Source organism: Ruegeria sp. AL2, from assembly GCF_056540845.1.
On sequence record NZ_JBQFXM010000003.1, the window covers coordinates 60,286 to 81,809 of the forward strand.

Genomic DNA, 21,524 nt, shown 5'->3' on the forward strand with positions numbered 1-21,524 from the left:
CCATGTCCAAACAGTTTTCCCAGCTTGATGACGCGCATCAAAAGTTCATCGAAGATCAGCATATGTTCTTCGTCGGCACTGCCGGGACCGAGGGAAAGGTCAATATCTCGCCCAAAGGTATGGACTCGCTGCGGGTGCTGGGACCAAACCGCATCGTCTGGATGAACTTGACTGGCAGCGGCAACGAGACGGCGGGGCATCTGATGCAAGTCAACAGGATGACACTGATGTGGTGCTCCTTCACCAAACGCCCGCTGATCCTGCGCACATATGGCACTGCCCGCACTCTGCACGTCGGAGATGAGGGCTGGGATGAACTGGCCAATCTTTTCCCCAACCACCGCAGCGCCCGGCAGATCTACGACCAGTCGATCGAAATGGTTCAGACCTCCTGCGGGTATGCAGTGCCGTTCATGGCATTCCAGTCCGACCGCGACACGATGCAGAAATGGGTCGATGGCAAAACGGACGGCGACATCCGGTCTTATTGGGCTGAAAAGAACAGCCAGACGATAGACGGCGAACCAACGGGCGTTCCGGTCTGACCCCGATGCTGACCACTTTTCTTGATCAGATCAATGCCCATGCCGACCCCGAACGTGCGGGTCAGATGGCCAGTTATCACAAGGCGGATCGCGTCTATCTTGGCGTCGCCAACCCGGTTCTCAACGATCTGACCAAAGCATGGCGGCAAGAGCTGGATGTGAATAAACGCGTCGCGCTGGCCAAGGCGCTGTGGCAAACCGATATCCACGAAGCGCGCCTTGCCGCGGCCAAGCTTCTGACCCAGGCCCGCATCCGGCCCGACGATCAGGTTTGGGACCTGCTTCAAAGCTGGCTACCGGATTTTGACGCCTGGGCCGTCGCCGATCATGCCTGCATGGCGATGCAAAAACGACTGATGGCCGACCCCGAGAGACTGATTGTCGTCGAACAGTGGACTCAGTCCGATCACATGTGGACCCGGCGCGCGGCCCTTGTCGCAACACTGCCCTGGACCAAACAGAACCACCCCAAGCCCGAAGACCTGCAACGTCGCGACTGTATCCTCGGCTGGGCCGCCGGATATGTCCCTGACCGCGACTGGTTTATTCAGAAATCAATCGCCTGGTGGCTCCGGGAACTGTCCAAACACGACCCCGAACGTGTGATCGCGTTTCTGGACAGACATGGTGATGCCATGAAACCGTTCGCCCGACGCGAAGCAGCCAAATACCTGAAAAGTCAGTCGGCATAGACCGCGACTTCGACCAGTTCGTCTAATGGCACCAGAAGGGCCCGCATGGCATCCAGCGACAAGCGGCTGCCGCTACTTTCCGGGCCTGCGGCAGGAACTAGGGTGATATAGGCCTGCGCGCCGGTTCTGGGCACAACAACTCGCGCCGTTACCTCGCTATCGACCAGCGGCGTCTGCATCCAGCGCCCTGGTGTGGTCGGATCACCAAGCCCGGCAATGGTTGTTTTGGCCCCGACCCAACTGGGGCGTGCCGCAACCGGCTCGGGCTGAAGAACCTCCTCAGCGACAACTGGCGCAGTTTCAACGTCCGATACGGCCGCAGCCGCCTCATCCCCCGACCCGAACACACGTTCCGTCGTTGCCCGGACAGTATCGCACCCGGTCAAAACAACGCATAGAAAAACAAATACCTTTTTCATGCCCGGAAACTACAACCCCATGCGGGTGTGATCCAGTGCAAAGCGCAGTTCGCACTTGTCGCAGGCTGGTTACAGCTTTACCTATGTCGCATGTCTGCTCCGCTCATCGACCCGTTTGCTCGCGCCATCACGTATCTCCGCGTCTCCGTTACGGACCGCTGTGATTTTCGCTGTGTCTACTGCATGTCCGAAAACATGACTTTTCTGCCCAAGAAAGACCTTCTTACGCTGGAAGAGCTGGATCGCATGTGCTCGACCTTTGTGAGAATGGGCGTCGAGAAGCTGCGCATTACCGGCGGTGAGCCATTGGTTCGTCGCAATATCATGACCTTCTTCAACGCCATGACCCGCCACTTGGAAAGCGGTGCGTTGAAAGAGCTGACGCTCACGACAAACGGTTCGCAGTTGCATCGCTTTGCCGAAGATCTTTATGCCGCCGGTGTGCGCCGTGTGAATGTTTCCCTGGATACGCTGGATGACGACAAATTTGCCAAGGTCACGCGCTGGGGCCGCCTCAAACAGGTACTGAATGGCATCGACGCGGCGCAAAAGGCCGGGCTGCGGATCAAGATCAACGCTGTTGCGCTCAAGGGATTCAACGAACCCGAACTGCCGAAGATCACCGAATGGTGCGCCGAGCGCGACATGGACCTGACCTGGATCGAGGTCATGCCGATGGGCGATATCGGCAACGAGGATCGACTGGATCAATACTGGTCTCTCAAGGATGTGCGCAAAGAGTACGAAAACCATTACACGATCACTGATCTGGCCGAACGCACAGGCGGACCGGCCCGCTATATCAGGCTGGAAGAAACAGGTCAGAAGATCGGCTTCATCACGCCCCTGTCCCACAATTTCTGCGAAAGCTGCAACCGCGTGCGCCTGACCTGCACCGGCGAGCTTTATATGTGTCTGGGGCAGGAGGACATGGCGGATCTGCGGGGCGCATTGCGGGATCACCCCGATACCGAACAGCCGCTTGAAGATGCCATCCGTGCGGCGATTAACCTGAAGCCAAAAGGTCATGACTTCGACTATTCTCGCCAGTCCGTTGATGGTCGGATGAGCCGCCATATGAGCCATACAGGCGGCTGATATATGCCGGATCACCAAGACCGCCCCACAGCACTGTACTCCCTGTACTGCGCCTTGATCTCTCTGGCCGCACCTCTGGTCTGGAGAACCGTCCGAAAGAAACTTGAGGCTGCCGGTGTACCAGCCAATCGCCAACAGGAGCGTCTTGGCCATGCCAGTATGCCCCGCCCCGCAGGGCAATTGATCTGGTTCCACGCCGCCAGTGTCGGCGAAAGCCTGTCGGTCCTCACTCTGATCAATCGGCTGGCCGACCGCCTTCCCAAAACCGAGTTTCTGATCACCTCAGGAACGCCAACCTCAGCGGCCCTGATCGAAAAGCGACTGCCGCCCCGCACCCGACACCAGTACCCACCGCTTGACACAGCCGGCCCGGTTCAACGCTTTCTGGACCATTGGCAACCCGATGCCGGGATCTTCGTCGAAAGCGAGATCTGGCCGCGGCTGATTGTCGAAAGCGCGGGGCGCGACATTCCGCTGGCTCTGCTGAATGCTCGATTGTCGGACAAATCTGTCGCCGGATGGAAGAAGCGCCCTAAAACAGCAAGGTTTGTCCTGAATAAATTTCGCCTGCTCTTAACGCAAAACAACAAAACAGCAGCCAACCTGATTGCCATGGGCGCCCCAGCCCAACGGGTGCAGCCCGGCACCAACCTCAAGGCCATGTCCGATCCTCTGCCCGTGGACCAGAGCACGCTGGACGACATTCGTGCGCAAATAGCCGCCAGACCTGTCTGGATCGCCAGTTCCACCCACGCCGGAGAAGAGGACAGCGTTCTGACAGCCCACAAGGCGTTATTGCAACATTGGCCCGACCTTCTGCTGCTCCTGATCCCGCGCCACCCCGAACGGCGCGGCGAGGTCGCGGGCCTTCTGAACAACGCCGGGCTCAACGCGTCCTTCCGGTCAAGAAATGAACCCATCACAAATACGACGCGCGTGTATGTTGCCGACACATTGGGCGAAACCGGAACCTGGTACGCGCTTTGCCCGATCGTTTTCCTTGGGGGATCACTGAAAGAGATTGGCGGACACAACCCATTTGAACCGGCTCAGGCCGGGGCCGCAGTGATCACCGGCCCGGGGTTTTTCAACTTTGCAGAAACCTTTGCCCCGCTGATCGACGCCAAGGGCGCTGTCGAGGTCCAGACATCCACTGACCTCTCTGAGGCCGTTTCACATTGGCTGTCAGATCAGAATGCCCTTCAAGCCGCCAGAACGGCTGCACAATCCTGCGTCAATACACAGTCGACCGCCTTGGATACCGTCGTCGAAACCCTCTGTACGGTGCTTGATCTGCACGCAAAGGATCCCGCTTCATCTGGCTAGAAATATCCCGGGGGCGTGGGGGCAGCGCCCCCACCCTCTCCATCAGGCGGCTGGCATCCGCTGTTCGACAATCTCCGCCCACCAGCTGCATCCGGCCGGAATGGCTTCGTCGTTGAAATTGTATTCCGGGTGATGAACCATTGCGGTGTCACCGTTGCCCACAAGAATGTAGGCGCCAGGACGTTCCTCCAGCATAAAGGCAAAATCTTCGCCCCCCATGACCAAAGGTGCCTCGTCGCAATCACCGGACACCGACCGGGCCACATCCGCCGCAAACTCTGCTTGCTCGTTGCTGTTCACCATCACCGGATATCCACGAATATAGGTCACGTCAGCGGTTCCTCCAAACGTGGCCGCAACACCGTTGCAAATCGCGTTGATCCGCTTTTCAGCCAGATCCCGCATGCCCTTGCTCATGGTGCGCACGGTGCCTTTGATCTGCACGGTCTGAGGGATCACATTGAAAGCCTTTGATGACGTCTCGAACGATGTCACTGACACCACAACCTGATCAATCGGGTCGGCATTGCGCGAAGAAATCGTTTGCAACGTAAGGACAGCCTGCGCTGCCAGAACTGTGGTATCCACGGTCTCATGCGGTTTGGCCGCATGTCCGCCGCGACCCTCAAAGGTGATGTCGAACTGATCGGTTGCCGCAAAGAACGACCCCGGTCGGATTGCGAACTTGCCGACAGGCTGTCCCGGCCAGTTATGCATGCCGTAGACTTCCTGAATGTTCCAGCGGTCCATCATGCCGTCTTCGCACATTTCGCGGCCCCCGCCGCCCCCTTCCTCAGCAGGTTGGAAGATCACGACAACGGTGCCGTCAAAGTTGCGGGTTTCCGACAGGTACTTTGCCGCCCCCAGCAGCATCGCGGTGTGCCCGTCATGGCCACAGGCATGCATCGCACCCGGCGTTTTCGAGGCATAGTCCAACCCCGTCGCCTCATGTATCGGCAATGCATCCATATCTGCGCGCAGGCCGATCACCTTTCCCTTGCTGTCCGACTTGCCTTTGATCACCCCCACAACGCCGGTACGTCCGATACCGGTTACAACCTCATCGCATCCGAACTCCTTCAGCTTCTCGGCCACCTTCGCGCTGGTGCGGTGGGTCTCAAACAGGATCTCTGGATTTTCGTGAAGATCCCTTCGCCATTCCGTGATTTCATTCTGCAATTCGGCAAAGCGGTTCTTGACTGGCATGTCTTTTCTCTCTCCTGATTCAGGTCACGCCGCCGGCATCCGGCGCTCGACCATTTCCGCAAACCACGAGCACCCAATGGGGATGATCTCGTCATTGAAGTTGTATTCGGGGTGATGCAGCCCGGCACTGTCACCGTTGCCCAAAACGATGAATGCCCCGGGCCTCTCTTCCAGCATGAACGAGAAATCCTCGCCCCCCATCACCATCGGCGCTTCAATGCAACTGCCCCCGACCGACACCGCAGCCTCTGCTGCATATCCCGTCTGGGCTTCGGCATTGATCGTCACTGGAACACCGCGCGTATAGGTGACGTTCACGGACCCGCCAAATGTTGCGGCGGTCCCTTCCGAGACTTCCTTCAGCCGTTGTTCGATCAGGTCGCGCAACTCGTTGGAATGGGTCCGAACGGTGCCGCGTATCCGCGCCGATTGCGGGATCACGTTGAACGCTTTCGAGGACGTCTCGACCGAGGTCACAGACAGCACGGCCTGCAAAATCGGATCCGCGTTGCGCGACACGATCGTCTGCAACGCCACGATCAGCTGCGACAGCATCACCGTTGTATCAATCGTCTGATGAGGTTTTGCCGCGTGGCCGCCGCGCCCTTCAAGATGGATGTCAAACTCATCAGCCGCTGCCAGCAACGGACCCGAACGAATGGCAAACTGCCCGGTAGGAACACCCGGCACATTGTGCATCGCATAGACTTCCTGAATGCCGAACCGATCCATCAGACCGTCCTTGCACATGGCCTCGGCGCCATTCCCACCCTCTTCGGCAGGCTGAAAGATCACAATTGCCGTGCCATCAAAGTTGCGGGTTTCCGCCAGATACTTGGCGGCCCCCAAAACCATCGCAGTATGCCCGTCATGACCACAGGCATGCATCGCATTCGGTATTTCTGAGGCATAGTCCAACCCGGTTTGTTCCTGCATCGGCAGGGCATCCATATCGGCGCGCAAGCCAATCACACGGCCCCGCGTGTCGCTTTTGCCGCGAATGACCCCGACGACACCGGTGCGACCGATGCCGGTCACGACCTCGTCGCAACCAAACTCGTTCAGCTTTTCCGCAACCAGCGCACTGGTGCGGTGGGTGTCGTACAGAATTTCCGGGTGTTGGTGAATGTCACGCCGCCAACCGGTGATCTCATCATGCATCTCTGCGAGACGGTTCTTGATCGGCATGTCATTCTCCCTGTTTCATGCGACAGGCAATCGTCGTTCCACAAGCTCGGCAAACCAGCTGCAACCGGCGGGGATCGCGTCGTCGTCAAAGTTGTATTGCGGGTGATGGCACATGGCCGTATCCCCGTTCCCGATAAAGATGTACGCGCCGGGGCGTTCTTCAAGCATATAGGCAAAATCTTCGGACGGCATGATCGGGTCCGTGCTGTCGTTGACCTTGCCCGCAACCGCAGCTGCCGCCTCGGCGGCATAGCCTGTTTCGGCCTCGGAATTCACTGTCACCGGGTATCCTGGTGTCCAGATAACCTCCGCCTTCGCGCCAAAGGCCGAGGCCGTATCCTCGGCGATCCGGCGCACGCGTTCTTCGGCGATTGTGCGATACTCGGGGTCAAGTGTCCGCACGGTTCCCTGCAAACGAACCGTATGAGCGATCACGTTTGACGCAACACTGTCAGTCACAAACGTACCAACGGTGAGGACAACTCGCTTGATCGGGTCAACGGTCCGGGACACCACCGATTGCAAGGCAACAACGATGTGCGAGGCCACCAGTGTCGTATCCACCGCCTCATGCGGCGCAGCGGCGTGTCCGCCCTTGCCAGTGACGGTGATTTCAAACTCATCGGACGAGGCCAGCAACGCGCCGGGGCGAATTGCGAACTCTCCCACCGGAAGACCGGGCATATTGTGCATGCCATAGACCTCGTGAATGCCCCAGCGGTCCATCAACCCGTCCTGACACATGGCCAGACCGCCGGCCCCGCCTTCCTCGGCAGGCTGGAAGATCAGAACCACGGTGCCATCGAAATTGCGCGTTTCGGAAAGGTACTGCGCGGCCCCAAGCAGCATCGAAGTATGCCCGTCATGTCCACAGGCGTGCATCTTGCCCGACACGGTCGAGGCATAGTCCAGCCCTGTCGCCTCTTCAATCGGAAGCGCGTCCATGTCTGCACGCAGGCCGATGACGCGCCCCTGCGTATCCGTGCGCCCTTTGATCACCCCGACAACGCCCGTTTTGCCAACGCCCGGAGTGATCTCGTCCACTCCGAATTCTTTCAGACGGGCAGCGACAAACGCCGCAGTTTCATGGACGTCATACATCAGCTCCGGATGGGCGTGCAGGTGGCGACGCCATTCGGTGATCTCGCCGTGCATTTCCGCAAGTCTGTTTTTTACGGGCATCTCAAGACCTTTCTCTCAACCGCTGGCACCATTTTTGACCGGGCTAGGCGCATAGTTTTTCAACCAATCTCTGCATGAATTTATGACCGGCTTCGAATTGTTCAATCGTAACGAACTCATTCGGCTGATGTGCCTGCGCTATGTCTCCGGGTCCACATATCACGGCAGAATACCCGGCCTCCTGAAACTGGCCTGCCTCGGTCCCGTAACTGACCACATGGCTTGCGTTGTCTCCGGTCAGGGCGCGTACCAGTGCTTCGGCTTCACCATCCTCTTCCGGGATCAACCCCGGAATCGCGAAGTTTTCAGTCAGTTCGATGCGGGTATCCGGGTGAACGGCCTGCATCTGAGCCTCAATGTGCCGAACCTGTTCGAAATAGGCATCTCGCCATTGGGCCTGCGTTTCGTCGGGCACGGTCCGAAAATCCATCATGAACCGGCAGTCTTTGGCAGTAATGTTATGGGCCGTTCCGCCTTCAATCATACCGACATGGCAGGTTGTCCAGGGTGGATCGAATACGGCAGCAACCGCGCTGGGTTGCGCCGCCATGTTCCGCGCGTTCTGCTGGTTGGCCCAGTCGATCAATGGGGCCGCTGCCATGATGGCGTTGACGCCTGTGTGCATGATCGAGCTGTGAACTTCGAACCCGGCGATATGGGTGTCAAAGCCGAAACCGCCCTTGTGACCCGTTACCGCCTGCATCATCGACGGCTCACCCACGATCACCGCCGAGCCTTTGGGCAAAATGTCCTGCATTGCCTCGATCATCGGCGGCGCTCCGGTACACCCGACTTCCTCATCAAAACTCAGTGCAAGTTGGAGCGGTCGCCTCACATTCGCGTAATGCGCCTCGACCAGCGTCCAGATGGCAAGCGCATCAAATCCCTTCATGTCGCAGGTGCCGCGCCCGAAATATTTGCCGTCCTTCTGGGTCACGGTGAAGGGGTCGGTGTCCCAGGGTTGCCCGTCAACCGGTACTACATCCGTGTGCCCGGACAGCATAACTGAGCCTTCTTCCAAAGGGCCGACATGCGCAAAGATCGCCGCCTTATGTGGCTGATTCGGATCAGGCCAGCGGTGCGACGTGATCCCATGGCTTTGCAGGTATTCGTCCACCCAGTCGACCAACGGCAGGTTGGTGTCACGACTCACGGTTGGAAATGAGATCAGCTTGGTCATGATCTCAAGCGGCGTCAGGCGCTTGCCCATCGGGTCAGTACCCACTGTCTGTGGTCAGGATAAAGTGACCCGGTTCAACCTCGTGATATTGAGAGGGTTCCGGTTTGAAATCGACAGGGTGGATCGGTGACGGGATCGGTTTGAAGTTCAGGTCTTTTTCCGTCTTTCGCTTGTTCGGGTCAGCAATTGGAACTGCCTTCATCAACGCCTGCGTATAGGGGTGTTGTGGGTTTTCAAACACACGCGCACGCGGGCCCAGTTCCACAATGCGGCCTAGATACATAACGCCGACATAGTGGCTGACACGTTCAACCACGGCCATGTCATGGCTGATGAACAGATAAGACAGCCCCAAATCGGACTGCAACTCCATCATCAAGTTCAGAACCTGTGCCTGAACCGACACGTCGAGGGCCGAGACCGCCTCATCCGCGATGATCAGCTTGGGGTTCAGGGCCAGTGCGCGGGCAATCGCGATCCGCTGACGCTGCCCACCGGACATTTCATGCGGGAAACGACGCATGAAGCTGCGCGGCAGCTGCACTTTGTCGAACAATTGTGCGACGCGGTCCTGCAACTCGGATCCCGACGCCACGCCATAGTTGCGCATCGGCTCGGCAACTTGATCGACCAATTGCATCTGTGGGTTCAGCGAGGCGAACGGGTCCTGAAAGATCATCTGCATATCCAGCCGCGCCTTGCGCAGGCCGGACGGGTCCAGCTTCATGATATCGACACCGTCCAGATTGACCTCGCCCGCCATCGGCTCGACCAGCCGCAGGATCGAACGGCCGGCCGAGGACTTGCCGCACCCGGATTCGCCCACAAGGCTGAGCGTCTGACCTTTGTTCAGTGTGAATGACACATCCTCGACCGCATGAACGTTCGAGATCGTGCGCCGCAGAAGACCACCTTTGACCGGAAACCGCGTGGTCAGGTTCTTTACCGTCAACAAAACTTCTTCGGTTCCGGGGATGGGTGCAATTTTCTGCCCCTCGACACCCAGCAACTTCATCGGTTCGGGCGCCGACTTACCCTGCATTTCACCCAGCTTCGGCACTGCGGCCAAAAGGGCCTTGGTGTAATCATGCTGCGGGTTTTCAAAGATTTCCCTGACGGTCCCCTCTTCGACCTTGTTGCCGCGATACATGACGACAACACGGTCAGCCATCTGCGCCACAACCGCCATGTCATGGGTGATGAACATTACCGCAGTACCGGTTTCGCGCTTGAGGCGATCCATCAGGGCCAGGATCTCGGCCTGAATAGTCACGTCAAGCGCCGTGGTGGGTTCATCCGCGATCAGCAAGCGGGGTTCGCAGGCCATCGCCATTGCGATGACGACACGTTGGCGCATCCCGCCCGACAGCTCATGCGGGTACTGTTTCAAACGACGCTCAGGCTCGGGGATACGAACCTGGCGCAACAACTCAAGCGCACGGTCCTCGGCCTGTGACTTCGACATCTGCTTGTGGATGCGCAGACCTTCGGTCAACTGGCGACCAACGGTAAAAACTGGGTTCAGCGCCGTCATCGGCTCCTGAAAAATCATCCCGATCTCGTTGCCGCGAATCTGTTTCATCAGATCCGGATCGGCTTTGGACAGGTCCATTTCGCCCCCATCGCGGCGATCGAACAGAAGTTCACCACCCGCGATTTCGCCGCCTCCAAACTCGACCAGCCGCATCAGCGACAGCGACGACACCGATTTCCCCGAGCCCGATTCGCCAACGATACAAACGGTTTCACCCGGTTTGATCTCGAACGAGACATCCTCAACACCGACAACGGGGCCATCCTTCGTCTGAAACTCCACCCGCAGTTTTTTAATCTGTGCAATAGGCTGATCCAGCACGCGCGCGCTCCCTTGACGACGGTATTCTTTTTTTGAATTCCGAACGCTAAGGCGGGCCGCCGGGAAAAGTCAAACCCATTACACATTTTCGCGACGGCACTACTTGCAATTTTCTCAGGTTCTGTTTCGATACGCCATGTAACCGACCTGGGGAGGCGGCGCAGACTGAAATCGTTAGCGCTATTATCTTTGTTGATCAAAACCTTACCTTGGGGCGGCAACGCCAAACCCGCAGGCCTTGCGGAGATAATCGAGACACGAACGTGTCCAACTTGGGAGTAACTTATGAAAATCAAAACCCTTTTGCTTGGTGCGATTGCAAGCACGGCGATGGCCCCTGCGGCCTTTGCTGAGCGTGGATCGGACGGCAATGTCAGCATCATTTACTGGCAGGCTCCGTCGATCCTGAACCCGTACCTGTCCTCGGGCACCAAAGACATCGAATCTGCTTCGTTGGTGATTGAACCGCTCGGTCGCTATGACCAAGACGGGAACCTTGTAGCCTATCTCGCCGAGGATATCCCGACCGTGGAAAACGGTGGTGTTTCGTCGGATCTGAAATCGATCACGTGGAAGCTGAAATCTGGTTTGGTCTGGTCCGATGGATCGCCCGTGACGTCGGCCGACGTAAAGTTCACCGCGGATTATTGCATGCATCCGGAAGGTGGTTGCGCCCAGCTTGCCAAGTTTGAAGGCGTCGAAAGCGTCGAGGCAATCGACGATCTGACCATCAAGGTCAACTTTGCCGAACCAAAGCCGAACCCCTATGGCCCGTTCATGGGTGGTCAGTCGCCAATTATCCAGATGGCCCAGTTTCAGAACTGCATGGGCTCCAAGGCGCCTGAATGTACAGACCAGAACTTTGGCCCGATCGGAACCGGCCCGTTTGTTGTGGACGAATTCAAGCCAAACGACGTGATCACCATGTCGGCCAACCCGAATTATCGTGACCCAAACAAGCCCGCTTTTGCCACGCTGACCTTCAAAGGTGGCGGTGACGCAACGGCGGCTGGCCGTGCTGTGATGGAAACCGGCGAATTCGACTATGCGTGGAACCTGCAGCTGGCGCCCGAAGTCATCGAGCAGATGAAGGAAGGTGGTAAAGGTACTCCCATCGCGGCATTCGGGACCCTGGTTGAGCGGATCGAAATGAACATGACAGATCCGTCCCCCAGCCTGCCTGAAGGCGAACGTTCAACCGCCAAACATCCGCACCCAGCCTTATCGGAACTGGCTGTTCGCAAGGCCCTGTCGATGGCAATCGACCGTGATCTTCTGGTTGAGATTGGCTACGGTCAAGCCGGTCGCCCGACCTGCAACCTGGTACCGGCCCCGGCATTGTACGCAAGCGACAACACCGAGTGTCTGACGCAGGACATTGACGGCGCGAACCAGATGCTGGATGAAGCCGGCTGGGTGAAAGGCGCTGACGGCGTCCGCGCCAAGGATGGTGTAAGACTGTCGCTGGTCTATCAAACCTCGACCAACGCTGTTCGTCAGGACTTCCAGGCGCTGATCAAGGAATGGTGGAGCCAAATCGGTGTTGAAACCGAGCTGCGCAACATCAACGCGTCGGTCTTTTTCGGCGGTGACCCGGGCAGCCCGGACACATTCCAGCGTTTCTATGCAGACGTTGAAATGTACGCCAACAACTTCGATGGCACCGATCCGGAAAGCTATCTTGCGCAGCACACCTGTGACAAGGCACCCAAGCCGGAAAGCCAGTGGCAGGGTGAGAACATCAACCGTTACTGTGACGCCGAGTATGACAAGCTGGTGGCCGAACTGGGCCGCACCGGTGAGCTTGAAAAGCGTGGCGAAATTGCACGTAAACTCAACGATATGCTGACCAAGGACAGCTATGTCGTGGTTCCGCTGGTTGATCGTGGACGGGTCTCTGCACATTCCAACACGTTGGGTGGCGTGATCCTGAACACTTGGGACAGCGAGCTTTGGAACGTTGCGGACTGGTACCGCAAAACCGGCTCCTAAGCGTTAAACCTGCCAAGCCGCGCCCCGATCTTCGGGGCGCGGTCATTTGCAGTCCGCTCCAACAAGAAGACGCATCAACAAAGGCGCCTTTGAATGCTCAACTTTACAATCAGACGACTGGTGTTGGCGGTGCCCACACTGCTGTTCATCAGCCTCGTCATCTTCCTGCTGCTCGAGCTTGCCCCTGGCGACCCGATGGCACAGGTTCCACTCACCGTTCCCCCGGAAGTCAAAGAGAAGATGCGCGAGGCGCTTGGCCTCGGCCAGCCGATGCATATCCGGTTCTGGAAATGGATCGTGCAGTTCTTCTGGATAGAACCACAGGTATTGGTCGACTCTGTATTCGGCACAACCTTCTCCGAAGGCGACCTGCGCGTGATTTCATGGCAGACCCGCTCGCCGGTCATGGACATCGTCGTTCAGCGGATCCCGCAGACCCTGTGGGTTGTCGGCACCGCCTATGTGGTCGCAATCCTGATCGCGCTGCCCATCGGCATCTATTCGGCCTACCGCCAATATTCCTGGTTCGATCAGATGGGTACCTTCGTGTCGATGGTTGGCTTTTCCGTTCCACCCTTCTTCTCGGGTGTTCTGGTGATCGTCATATTCTCGGTCCAGCTGGGCTGGTTCCCGTCGATCTATGACACCACACTGGTGGTCAACAGCTGGGACAGTTTCGTTGTGCAACTCAAACAGATGATCATGCCGGTCATGGTTCTGGCCTTGCAGATTACAGCGCAGCTCAGCCGGTTCATGCGCGCGTCCATGCTGGATAACCTCAATCAGGATTATGTTCGCACCGCCCGCGCCAAGGGTCTCAGCGAATACACCGTGGTCATGGTTCACGTTCTGCGAAACTCGATGATCCCGGTGGTCACCGTGATTGCGCTGGGTATTCCGTCCATCTTTGGTGGCGCCATCATCACCGAGCAGGTGTTCAAAGTGAATGGCATCGGTCAGCTGCTGATCGGAGCGATTCAGGCCAATGATCTGCCGATGGTGCAAACCCTGACCTTCATCTTTGCCGTACTGATCGTGCTGTTCAACCTGATCGCTGACGTACTTTACGGCATTCTGGACCCGAGGATTCGATATGACTGATCATGATCGTACCGATACACTGGTCCCGGACGAAGGATTTGCACCTGCCTCGACAGCCTTGCCAACGGCCGGCGTGATGGAAGAACTGGCCACCCCTCCCCGCAGCCAATGGCGCGATGTGTGGGATCAGTTCAAGACCCACAAAGGCGCAATGGTCGGCGCGATCCTGTTTATCATCATCGTCGCCGGTGTTTATTTGGGCCCGTATCTGTGGAGCATCGATCCAACCCAGATCGATATCCGGTCGCGCAATCAGGGCCCCAGTTGGGCGCATCCCTTTGGCACCGATCAATTGGGTCGCGACATTCTTGCGCGCATGATGTCGGGTGGTCAAACCTCAGTCTCGGTTGGCATAACCGCGATGTTGCTGGCGCTGTTCCTGGGTTCGTTCATCGGCGTTCTGGCAGGATTCTTCAGACGGCTCGATGGGCCGCTGATGCGCCTGACCGACCTGTTTCTGGCCCTGCCCCTGCTGCCTTTGCTGCTGGTCATGATGCTTCTGTTCCGCGAGCCCCTGTCAGCGGCTTTTGGGCTGGAGCGCGGGATATTCATCCTGATCGTCTGCGCCATCGGCATCACCTCATGGATGCCGACTGCGCGGATCGTGCGCGGTGATGTGCTGGCCATCAAGGAACGTGAATTCGTTCTCGCCGCGCGCTCCATCGGCACCAGCAACAGCCAGATCATCACGCGGCATATCCTGCCGAACGTTCTTTCGCCAATCATGGTGTCGGCAACGCTGGGGATTGCCACAGCGATCATCACCGAAAGCGCGCTGTCCTTCCTTGGTTTGGGATTCCCGCCCGACTTCCCGACATGGGGCCGCCTGTTGTTTGATGGTGTCGACTATCTTCAGCAATACCCCGAGCGTGTATTCTGGCCCGGTCTGGCAATCTCGCTGACGGTGCTGAGCGTCAACTATCTGGGTGACGGTCTGCGCGACGCGCTGGATCCCCGCATTCGCGGACGCTGAAACAAGTTTAGTCGGCGCGCCTCAGCGCGCCGGCCAACAGCACGATCAGAACGGCCAATGGCAACAGCACGGCGAACGCCAGACGCAGGCCGAACAGTTCCGCCAAAAATCCGATCAGCGGCGGCCCTATCAATAACCCACCATATCCCAGCGTAGCTACACTTGCGATGGCTTGCCCCGGCGGGACAAGCGGATCGCTGGCTGCACGGCTGAACGCCAGCGGCATGATCACCGCATACCCTATGCCCATCAGCGCAAACCCCGCCAATGCGGGCAAGGGCGTGACCAAAGAAACCACAGCGAAAACGCCCAACGCCGCGCAGATCCCGCCGAACCGGGCCGTCGCAGCGGGACCAAACCGCATAATGACAATCGCGCCTGCTAGGCGAAACGCCACCATCGTCACGGAAAACACGGCATAGCCCAATGCGGCAACACTTTCGGGCGCTCCCGAAATGTCTCGCAGGAAAATCGCGCTCCAGTCTGCGACGGCGCCTTCCCCCAATGCACCGCACATGGCTGCGAATCCGACCAGTATCAGCGCGCCCGAGGGCAAAGCAAAAACCGAGCTTTTTGACCGTTCGGACCGATTCGACGTCCAACGCACCCACGACAAGGCCAGCGCGAAGGCAACAACCGCGCCACCCGCCAATAGGAAATGCACCAGAACCGTCAGCCCCATCTGAACAGCCACGTACCCGCTGAGCGCGCCAAGACCGGCCCCAAGGCTCCACATGGCGTGGAATGACGACATTACAGGTTTGTCATATGCCTGCTCGACCTCAGCGGCCCAGGCATTCATCGCCACATCCATCGATCCGTGAAAGGCGCCAAAAACAAACAAACATAACGCCAGTGCCCAAAACCCGCCAGCAACAGCAAGCAGGACCAGCGACAGCGTGTACAGAACGGCCACAATCCGGGTTATCGCAACTGCGCCATACCGATCCGTCAACCGCCCTGTGACCGGAAACGAACAGACGGCCCCGGCCGCCATAAACAACAACCCGTACCCCAACGCATCATGGGACAGCTCCAACCTGTCGCGCACGGCTGGTATGCGCGAGGCCCAGATTCCGAACAAAGCCCCGTTTAGGATGAACATGGCCGCAACTGCCCGCCATGCCGAGAAAACACCAATCAACAGAGAACCTCGTGCTATCTGCCCGCCTCACCCGTTCTACAGGTTGGGCGCAAATTGGCAATTGCAGCTTAACCCAGGCGTTTGCGGATGCGCCGAACGGCGAACCATACGCCCGCTACAACCGGGATCGTCGCCGCCGCCGTCAGCATTCCCTTGCTTATGCCGGCGGCAGTCAACGGATACAGAAGGTAGCCGACAAGTGAGACCGCGTAATAACTGATGGCCACCACAGAAAGGCCCTCAACCGTGTGCTGCAAGCGCAAGGCAAGATCGGCCCGACGATCCATGCTTTCCAACAGGGCCTGATTTTGTGCACTCCGCTCGACGTCCACCCTTGTGCGCAACAACTCACCCGCACGTATGGCCCGGTCAGACAGCGCCTGCAGGCGGCGTTCTGTTGATTTCACGGTACGGATCGCAGGGTCATAACGGCGCATCATGAAATCGGCAAAGCTTTGGCCGCCTTCGAACCTTTCCTCGCGCAGGACATCGATCCGCTGATTGACCAGCGCCTCGTAAGCGCCGGTCGCACCGAATCGGAACGAACTGCGGGCCGATATGGTCTCGAGCTCGGTCGATATGGCCAGCAATTGAGGCAACAGCGCATCTGGTGGGGTGGTGTCATCCGTCATTTCAACCATCAGCTTCGCCAGCTGGGCATCCAGTTCCTCGATCCGGGGGGCCAATTGTTTGACGCGGGCAAAGCCAAGCATCGACATCGCCTTGTATGTCTCGATCTCGCACAGCCGCTGGATGATACGCCCTGTGCGGCGCGTGCCCGTGCCTTCGGTCACGAACAAAGCAAAACGCATGTGACCAGCCGGGTCGATACGGAAATCACTGGCGCAAATTGCCGAAGCATCCAACACCCGCGACACCGCCAGACTTTCAGGTTCGAACCAATCAGCCAGAGCGACCTTTACAGCCGCATCTTCCGGGCGCGGCACCACCCGCATCAGCAGCGAGGTGATCCTCTGGCCCGGGCTGGCCATCAGCCAATCCGGGGGAAAAACTTCGAAATCAGCCGGGTTGAAGGGACGGCCGCTGACGTTCGGCACAATCGCCGTATACGTGACAAACTCAGTGTGCTGCTCCCATTTCAGCCAATGGCGTCCTATCTGCCCGGCATAATGCGTGGCCCCCGGCTGCGGATGTTGCGCCCCATGTCGGTCAAGCAGATCGATCAGATGGGCAATATCCTGACTGCGGTCCCGAGCGACGGCTGCTTCAGGCTTCTTGATCGCAAGAAAGGCGACCGTGCACGGCGTATCGGCGGCCGGAAACGGGCGGGCATGAAGTTCATTTGCCAGCGCATAGCGCAGCGGGTGATCATCGATTGGCGTCATTCCGAGGCTCCGATAGCGGTGTCCGCACTATACGTCACAACTCGGATACATCAATTCTTATTTTATTTCATATACTTACACGAATACAAAGGTATACAAACCGACTATCTCATTGATTTGGCTGCCACAGCTCGATCGGATTTCCCTCCGGATCGTGAAGCCGAGCGAACTTTCCGATCTCGCTGTCCCAGTCTGGGCGGGTCTCAACAGAGATTCCGGCAGCTTCGAGCTGCTGTATCATCGCGCCCAGATCATCGACCCGAAAATTGATCATCCATTGCTGATCCGGGTTTCCGAAATACTCAGTGTCTTTAGCGAAAGGCGCAAACACCGTATACCCTTCGCGCTGCTTCCAGGGCACCGGATCATAGTGGTTTACGCCCAGATGTTCTTCGTACCAGCGGCTCAACGCCTCAGGATCACTGGCCCGAAAGAATACGCCCCCTATACCGTTCACTTTCTGCATGTTTCGCTCCAACCATACGCACATCTAATATACCACAACCCGCGCGCTTCATCTGGCCATAAATATCCTAGGGGTTTGGGGGCAAAGCCCCCAATAAAACAAAAAAAAGAAAAGGGCGCCCAAAGGCGCCCTTTGCAAATGGATCAAACCGGTTAATCACTCGATCATCGGCAGCAGCTTGTCCAGCGACGCTTTGGCGTCGCCATAGAACATGCGGGTATTTTCCTTGAAGAACAGCGGGTTTTCGATACCCGAATACCCCGTACCCTGACCGCGTTTGGACACGAAGACCTGCTTGGCCTTCCAGCATTCCAGAACTGGCATACCGGCAATGGGACTGTTGGGATCTTCCTGCGCCGCAGGGTTCACGATGTCGTTCGAGCCGATAACGATGGCCACATCCGTGTCCGGGAAGTCATCATTGATCTCGTCCATTTCCAGAACGATATCATAGGGCACCTTCGCCTCGGCCAGCAGCACGTTCATATGGCCCGGCAAACGACCCGCGACCGGGTGGATCGCGAAACGCACCTCTTTACCTTTGGCGCGAAGCTTACGAACCAGTTCACTGACCGATTGCTGTGCCTGCGCAACCGCCATCCCGTAGCCGGGAATGATGATTACACTGTCGGCATCGTTCAGGGCTGCAGCCACGCCATCAGCCTCAATAGCCACCTGCTCTCCCTCAACAGCCATCTGTTCACCCTGCGGGCCACCAAAGCCGCCCAGGATCACGCTGACAAAGTGACGGTTCATCGCCTTGCACATGATGTAGGACAGGATCGCACCGCTTGAGCCCACCAGCGCACCGACCACGATCAGCAGGTCATTGCCCAGCGAGAAACCAATCGCCGCCGCGGCCCAGCCCGAATAGCTGTTCAGCATCGACACAACCACCGGCATGTCCGCGCCACCAATGCCCATGATCAGATGATAACCGATGAACAGCGCCGCCAATGTCATCAGGATCAGCGGCAACAGCCCGCCAGACGCGGTGTACCAGATCAGACAGATCAGCGAGAGGCCCGCTGCCGCCGCGTTCAGCGCATGACCACCGGGCAGCTTTGTCGCCGCCGAGGTCACTTTGCCCGCCAACTTGCCATAGGCCACGACCGAACCGGTAAAGGTGATCGCACCGATAAAGATGCCCAGGAACAGTTCCACATGCAGGATTGCCAGCTCGGCCGGTGTCTTCTTGGCGATCAGTTTGGCAAAGGTGCCCAGATCATGCAGATCCGCCTCTTTCGCCGTATCCGCAATCGCCATGACCTGTGCCACGTTGCCGATTTCAAAATGTGCATTGAAACCCACAAACACAGCGGCCAGACCGACGAGTGAATGCATCGCGGCCACCAGCTGCGGCATCTCGGTCATCTGGACGCGCTGCGCCACGTATTGACCGATCAGACCGCCGCCAATGATCAGCAGGATCGACAGCAGCCACAGGCCAGAACCGGGGCCAACCAGTGTGGCAAAGACCGCCAGCGCCATACCGACGATACCGTACCAGACCGCGCGCTTTGCGCTTTCCTGGTTTGACAACCCGCCAAGGGAAAGGATGAACAGAACAGCCGCAACGACGTAGGCGGCAGTGGTGAAGCCAAATTCCATGTGCCCGGCCTCCTTAAGATTTCTGGAACATGGCGAGCATGCGCCGGGTTACGAGGAAGCCGCCGAAAATGTTGATCCCGGCCATGAAGACGGACAGCGCCGCCAGCAGAATGACCAGGAACGACCCCGATCCGATCTGCATCAATGCCCCAACGATAATGATCGACGAGATCGCGTTGGTGATCGCCATCAGCGGCGTGTGCAGGCTGTGCGAGACATTCCAGATCACCTGGAAGCCCACGAAAATGGCCAGCACGAAGACGATGAAATGCTGCATGAAGCTGGCCGGAGCAACCAGCCCTACCAGCAGCATCAGCGCGCCGCCAACACCCAAAAGGGTGAACTGCTGCTTGGTCTGCGCCTTGAAGGCCGCAATCTCCTGCGCCTTTTTCTCTTCCGGGGTCAGTTCCTTGACCTCGGGCTTTTTCTGCGCCGCAATCGCCTGAATCTTGGGCGGTGGCGGCGGGAAGGTGATCTCACCCGCATGGGTCACGGTTGCGCCGCGGATCACGTCATCTTCCATGTTGTGATTGATCTGACCGTCCTTCTCGGGCGTCAGGTCAGTCATCATGTGACGGATGTTGGTTGCATAAAGCGACGAGGATTGTGCCGCCATCCGGCTGGGGAAGTCTGTATAACCGATTATGGTCACGCCATTATCGGTTACAACTTTCTCATCCGGCACAGTGCCTTCGACGTTGCCGCCACGCTCGGCTGCAAGGTCGATAATGACCGAACCCGGCTTCATCGCCTTGACCATATCCTCCAGCCACAGCTTGGGCGCCGGACGGTTGGGGATCAGGGCGGTGGTGATCACGATGTCCATCTCGGGCGCAAGTTCGCGGAACTTGGCCAGCTGGGCGTTGCGGAATTCTTCCGACTGGACCGAGGCATAACCGCCTGTGGCCGCGCCATCCTGCTGCTCTTCTTCGAAGTCCAGATAGACGAACTCCGCCCCCATCGATTCGACCTGTTCGGCCACTTCAGGGCGCACGTCGAACGCGTAGGTGATCGCGCCCAGCGACGTAGACGTCCCGATTGCGGCCAGACCGGCCACACCGGCCCCAACGATCAGCACCTTGGCAGGAGGAACTTTACCGGCGGCGGTCACCTGACCGGTGAAGAAACGGCCAAAGTTGTTGCCTGCCTCGATCACGGCGCGATAGCCCGCGATATTTGCCATCGACGACAGCGCGTCCATCTTCTGCGCGCGCGAGATGCGTGGCACCATCTCCATGGCGATCACGTTGGCGCCCTTGGATTTGGCCAGCTCCATTCCTTCTTCGTTGCCCGCAGGATTGAAGAACGAAATCAGGGTCTTGCCCTTGGTCAACCGTTTCAGTTCGGCCTCAGTCGGGATCCGAACCTTGGCAATGATATCCGCGGTCTTCCACAGCGACGCTGCGGTCTTGACCACCTCAACGCCTACGGCCTCGTATGCGGCATCCGAAAAACCGGCAGCCGCGCCCGCGCCTTTCTCGATCAGGCACTCATAGCCCAGTTTCTGCAATTGCACGGCCGAGTCGGGCGTCATTGCAACCCGGTTCTCACCGTCCAGTATTTCCTTTGGCGTGCCTATCTTCACTGGCAGTCCCCCTAATTTTTACTCTGTCCGAGCGGGTGGTCGGTATTCTTTGTTAAGCAAAGATGTATCCTGCGCAACATTATTTCGCAAGTGCAGCATTTTTTACGTGACATCACGAAATCAGCCACCTTAGATCCAACGCCGCGTCTTGCGTTCATAGCGTGCGAAATCCGTGCGGAACTGCCGGCGCAGGCGGTCTTCTTCCGGCAGGATAAACCGGCGCTCCAGCACCCAGACGAAGACTGGAACCAAAACCAGTGACAACACGGCGTCAAACCGCAGGATCAAACCCGCAAGAATCAGAACGTCACCGACGTAGATCGGGTTTCGACTGCGTTTGTAGATGCCCGTTTGCACCATCGCGGTCGGTGTCTCATGGGGAATGACGGTTGTTTTGTGGCGGCGAAACTCGACAATGGCTAGAACGGCCATCAGAAGGCCGCCGCCGATTAGAACTCCGCTGAGAAGGTCGGTCAGGCCACTCTCAAGAGACAGACCCAGCGCCATGTATCTGGCTTGCGCCCATGCCAGCGCCGCGAAAGCGATCAACCAAACCGGCGGTACATCTATCCAGCGCATTCCAAGCCCTCATGAGCGACGACAGTGTCGGGTATA

Annotated in this window: 19 protein-coding genes; 7 read left to right on the forward strand and 12 right to left on the reverse strand. The window is 58.1% G+C overall.

Annotation, left to right across the window (positions count from 1 at the left end):
- Window positions 1–2 precede the first annotated feature (2 nt).
- Complete coding sequence (locus tag ACR0ID_RS06150; RefSeq protein ID WP_480476053.1) at window positions 3–545, forward strand: pyridoxamine 5'-phosphate oxidase family protein; 543 nt, start codon at window positions 3–5, stop codon at window positions 543–545.
- Window positions 546–550: 5 nt separating this feature from the next.
- Window positions 551–1,237, forward strand: coding sequence for a DNA alkylation repair protein (locus ACR0ID_RS06155; protein WP_480604396.1), 687 nt, complete (start codon window positions 551–553; stop codon window positions 1,235–1,237).
- On the opposite strand, the gene ACR0ID_RS06160 is transcribed toward ACR0ID_RS06155, so the two are convergent.
- Window positions 1,225–1,656, reverse strand: a complete 432-nt coding sequence (locus tag ACR0ID_RS06160; protein WP_480554105.1) for a hypothetical protein — start codon at window positions 1,654–1,656, stop codon at window positions 1,225–1,227. The genes ACR0ID_RS06155 and ACR0ID_RS06160 overlap by 13 nt on opposite strands.
- A gap of 90 nt (window positions 1,657–1,746) precedes the next feature.
- On the opposite strand from ACR0ID_RS06160, the gene moaA reads away from it, so the two are divergent.
- Both moaA and ACR0ID_RS06170 read left to right on the forward strand, forming a co-directional pair.
- Window positions 1,747–2,754: a GTP 3',8-cyclase MoaA gene (gene moaA / locus ACR0ID_RS06165; protein ID WP_480476047.1), complete on the forward strand. Its 1,008-nt coding sequence runs from the start codon at window positions 1,747–1,749 to the stop codon at window positions 2,752–2,754.
- Between the two features lie 3 nt (window positions 2,755–2,757).
- On the forward strand, window positions 2,758–4,080 hold the full coding sequence (locus tag ACR0ID_RS06170; RefSeq protein WP_480604399.1) for a 3-deoxy-D-manno-octulosonic acid transferase: 1,323 nt from the start codon (window positions 2,758–2,760) through the stop codon (window positions 4,078–4,080).
- Between the two features lie 42 nt (window positions 4,081–4,122).
- Here ACR0ID_RS06170 and ACR0ID_RS06175 read toward each other — a convergent pair whose 3' ends face one another.
- Genes ACR0ID_RS06175 through ACR0ID_RS06195 form a run of 5 tightly spaced genes read right to left on the reverse strand, consistent with a single transcriptional unit; the run spans window position 4,123 to window position 10,691 of the window.
- A complete protein-coding gene (locus tag ACR0ID_RS06175; RefSeq protein WP_480604401.1) occupies window positions 4,123–5,286 on the reverse strand; it encodes a M20 aminoacylase family protein in 1,164 nt (387 codons plus the stop codon).
- A gap of 24 nt (window positions 5,287–5,310) precedes the next feature.
- Window positions 5,311–6,474, reverse strand: coding sequence for a M20 aminoacylase family protein (locus ACR0ID_RS06180; protein ID WP_480506289.1), 1,164 nt, complete (start codon window positions 6,472–6,474; stop codon window positions 5,311–5,313).
- 15 nt (window positions 6,475–6,489) lie between these two features.
- Window positions 6,490–7,656 (reverse strand): M20 aminoacylase family protein, encoded by a 1,167-nt coding sequence (locus tag ACR0ID_RS06185; protein ID WP_267362903.1) that lies wholly within the window; start codon window positions 7,654–7,656, stop codon window positions 6,490–6,492.
- Window positions 7,657–7,699: 43 nt separating this feature from the next.
- The gene (argE, locus tag ACR0ID_RS06190; RefSeq protein ID WP_480604596.1) at window positions 7,700–8,866 is read right to left on the reverse strand and encodes an acetylornithine deacetylase; all 1,167 of its coding nucleotides are present in this window, start codon (window positions 8,864–8,866) and stop codon (window positions 7,700–7,702) included.
- A gap of 4 nt (window positions 8,867–8,870) precedes the next feature.
- Window positions 8,871–10,691: an ABC transporter ATP-binding protein gene (locus ACR0ID_RS06195; RefSeq protein WP_480554099.1), complete on the reverse strand. Its 1,821-nt coding sequence runs from the start codon at window positions 10,689–10,691 to the stop codon at window positions 8,871–8,873.
- Window positions 10,692–10,976: 285 nt separating this feature from the next.
- On the opposite strand from ACR0ID_RS06195, the gene ACR0ID_RS06200 reads away from it, so the two are divergent.
- From ACR0ID_RS06200 to ACR0ID_RS06210, 3 genes are all read left to right on the forward strand, one after another.
- Entirely contained in the window at window positions 10,977–12,683 is a 1,707-nt protein-coding gene (locus ACR0ID_RS06200; protein WP_480476033.1) for a peptide ABC transporter substrate-binding protein, read from the forward strand.
- 93 nt (window positions 12,684–12,776) lie between these two features.
- Window positions 12,777–13,784 carry an ABC transporter permease gene (locus tag ACR0ID_RS06205; protein ID WP_209504480.1) on the forward strand — a complete coding sequence of 336 codons (1,008 nt, stop codon included), beginning with the start codon at window positions 12,777–12,779 and terminating at the stop codon, window positions 13,782–13,784.
- Window positions 13,777–14,757, forward strand: a complete 981-nt coding sequence (locus ACR0ID_RS06210) for an ABC transporter permease (protein WP_480476031.1) — start codon at window positions 13,777–13,779, stop codon at window positions 14,755–14,757. The genes ACR0ID_RS06205 and ACR0ID_RS06210 overlap by 8 nt, the downstream gene beginning before the upstream one ends.
- Before the next feature lie 7 nt (window positions 14,758–14,764).
- Here the strand turns inward: ACR0ID_RS06210 and ACR0ID_RS06215 are convergent, their stop codons facing one another.
- The 6 genes from ACR0ID_RS06215 to ACR0ID_RS06240 all read right to left on the reverse strand — a co-directional run bounded on the left by ACR0ID_RS06215 (window position 14,765) and on the right by ACR0ID_RS06240 (window position 21,488).
- Window positions 14,765–15,862, reverse strand: a complete 1,098-nt coding sequence (locus ACR0ID_RS06215; RefSeq protein WP_480604404.1) for an MFS transporter — start codon at window positions 15,860–15,862, stop codon at window positions 14,765–14,767.
- A 107-nt stretch (window positions 15,863–15,969) separates the two neighbouring features.
- Complete coding sequence (locus tag ACR0ID_RS06220) at window positions 15,970–17,247, reverse strand: DUF3422 family protein (protein ID WP_480493829.1); 1,278 nt, start codon at window positions 17,245–17,247, stop codon at window positions 15,970–15,972.
- A 109-nt stretch (window positions 17,248–17,356) separates the two neighbouring features.
- On the reverse strand, window positions 17,357–17,713 hold the full coding sequence (locus ACR0ID_RS06225) for a VOC family protein (protein WP_480516348.1): 357 nt from the start codon (window positions 17,711–17,713) through the stop codon (window positions 17,357–17,359).
- Between the two features lie 156 nt (window positions 17,714–17,869).
- Window positions 17,870–19,324, reverse strand: a complete 1,455-nt coding sequence (locus tag ACR0ID_RS06230; protein WP_480476023.1) for an NAD(P)(+) transhydrogenase (Re/Si-specific) subunit beta — start codon at window positions 19,322–19,324, stop codon at window positions 17,870–17,872.
- Between the two features lie 13 nt (window positions 19,325–19,337).
- Window positions 19,338–20,909: a Re/Si-specific NAD(P)(+) transhydrogenase subunit alpha gene (locus ACR0ID_RS06235; RefSeq protein ID WP_480476021.1), complete on the reverse strand. Its 1,572-nt coding sequence runs from the start codon at window positions 20,907–20,909 to the stop codon at window positions 19,338–19,340.
- Between the two features lie 129 nt (window positions 20,910–21,038).
- Window positions 21,039–21,488 (reverse strand): methyltransferase family protein, encoded by a 450-nt coding sequence (locus tag ACR0ID_RS06240; RefSeq protein WP_480516344.1) that lies wholly within the window; start codon window positions 21,486–21,488, stop codon window positions 21,039–21,041.
- Window positions 21,489–21,524 lie beyond the last annotated feature (36 nt).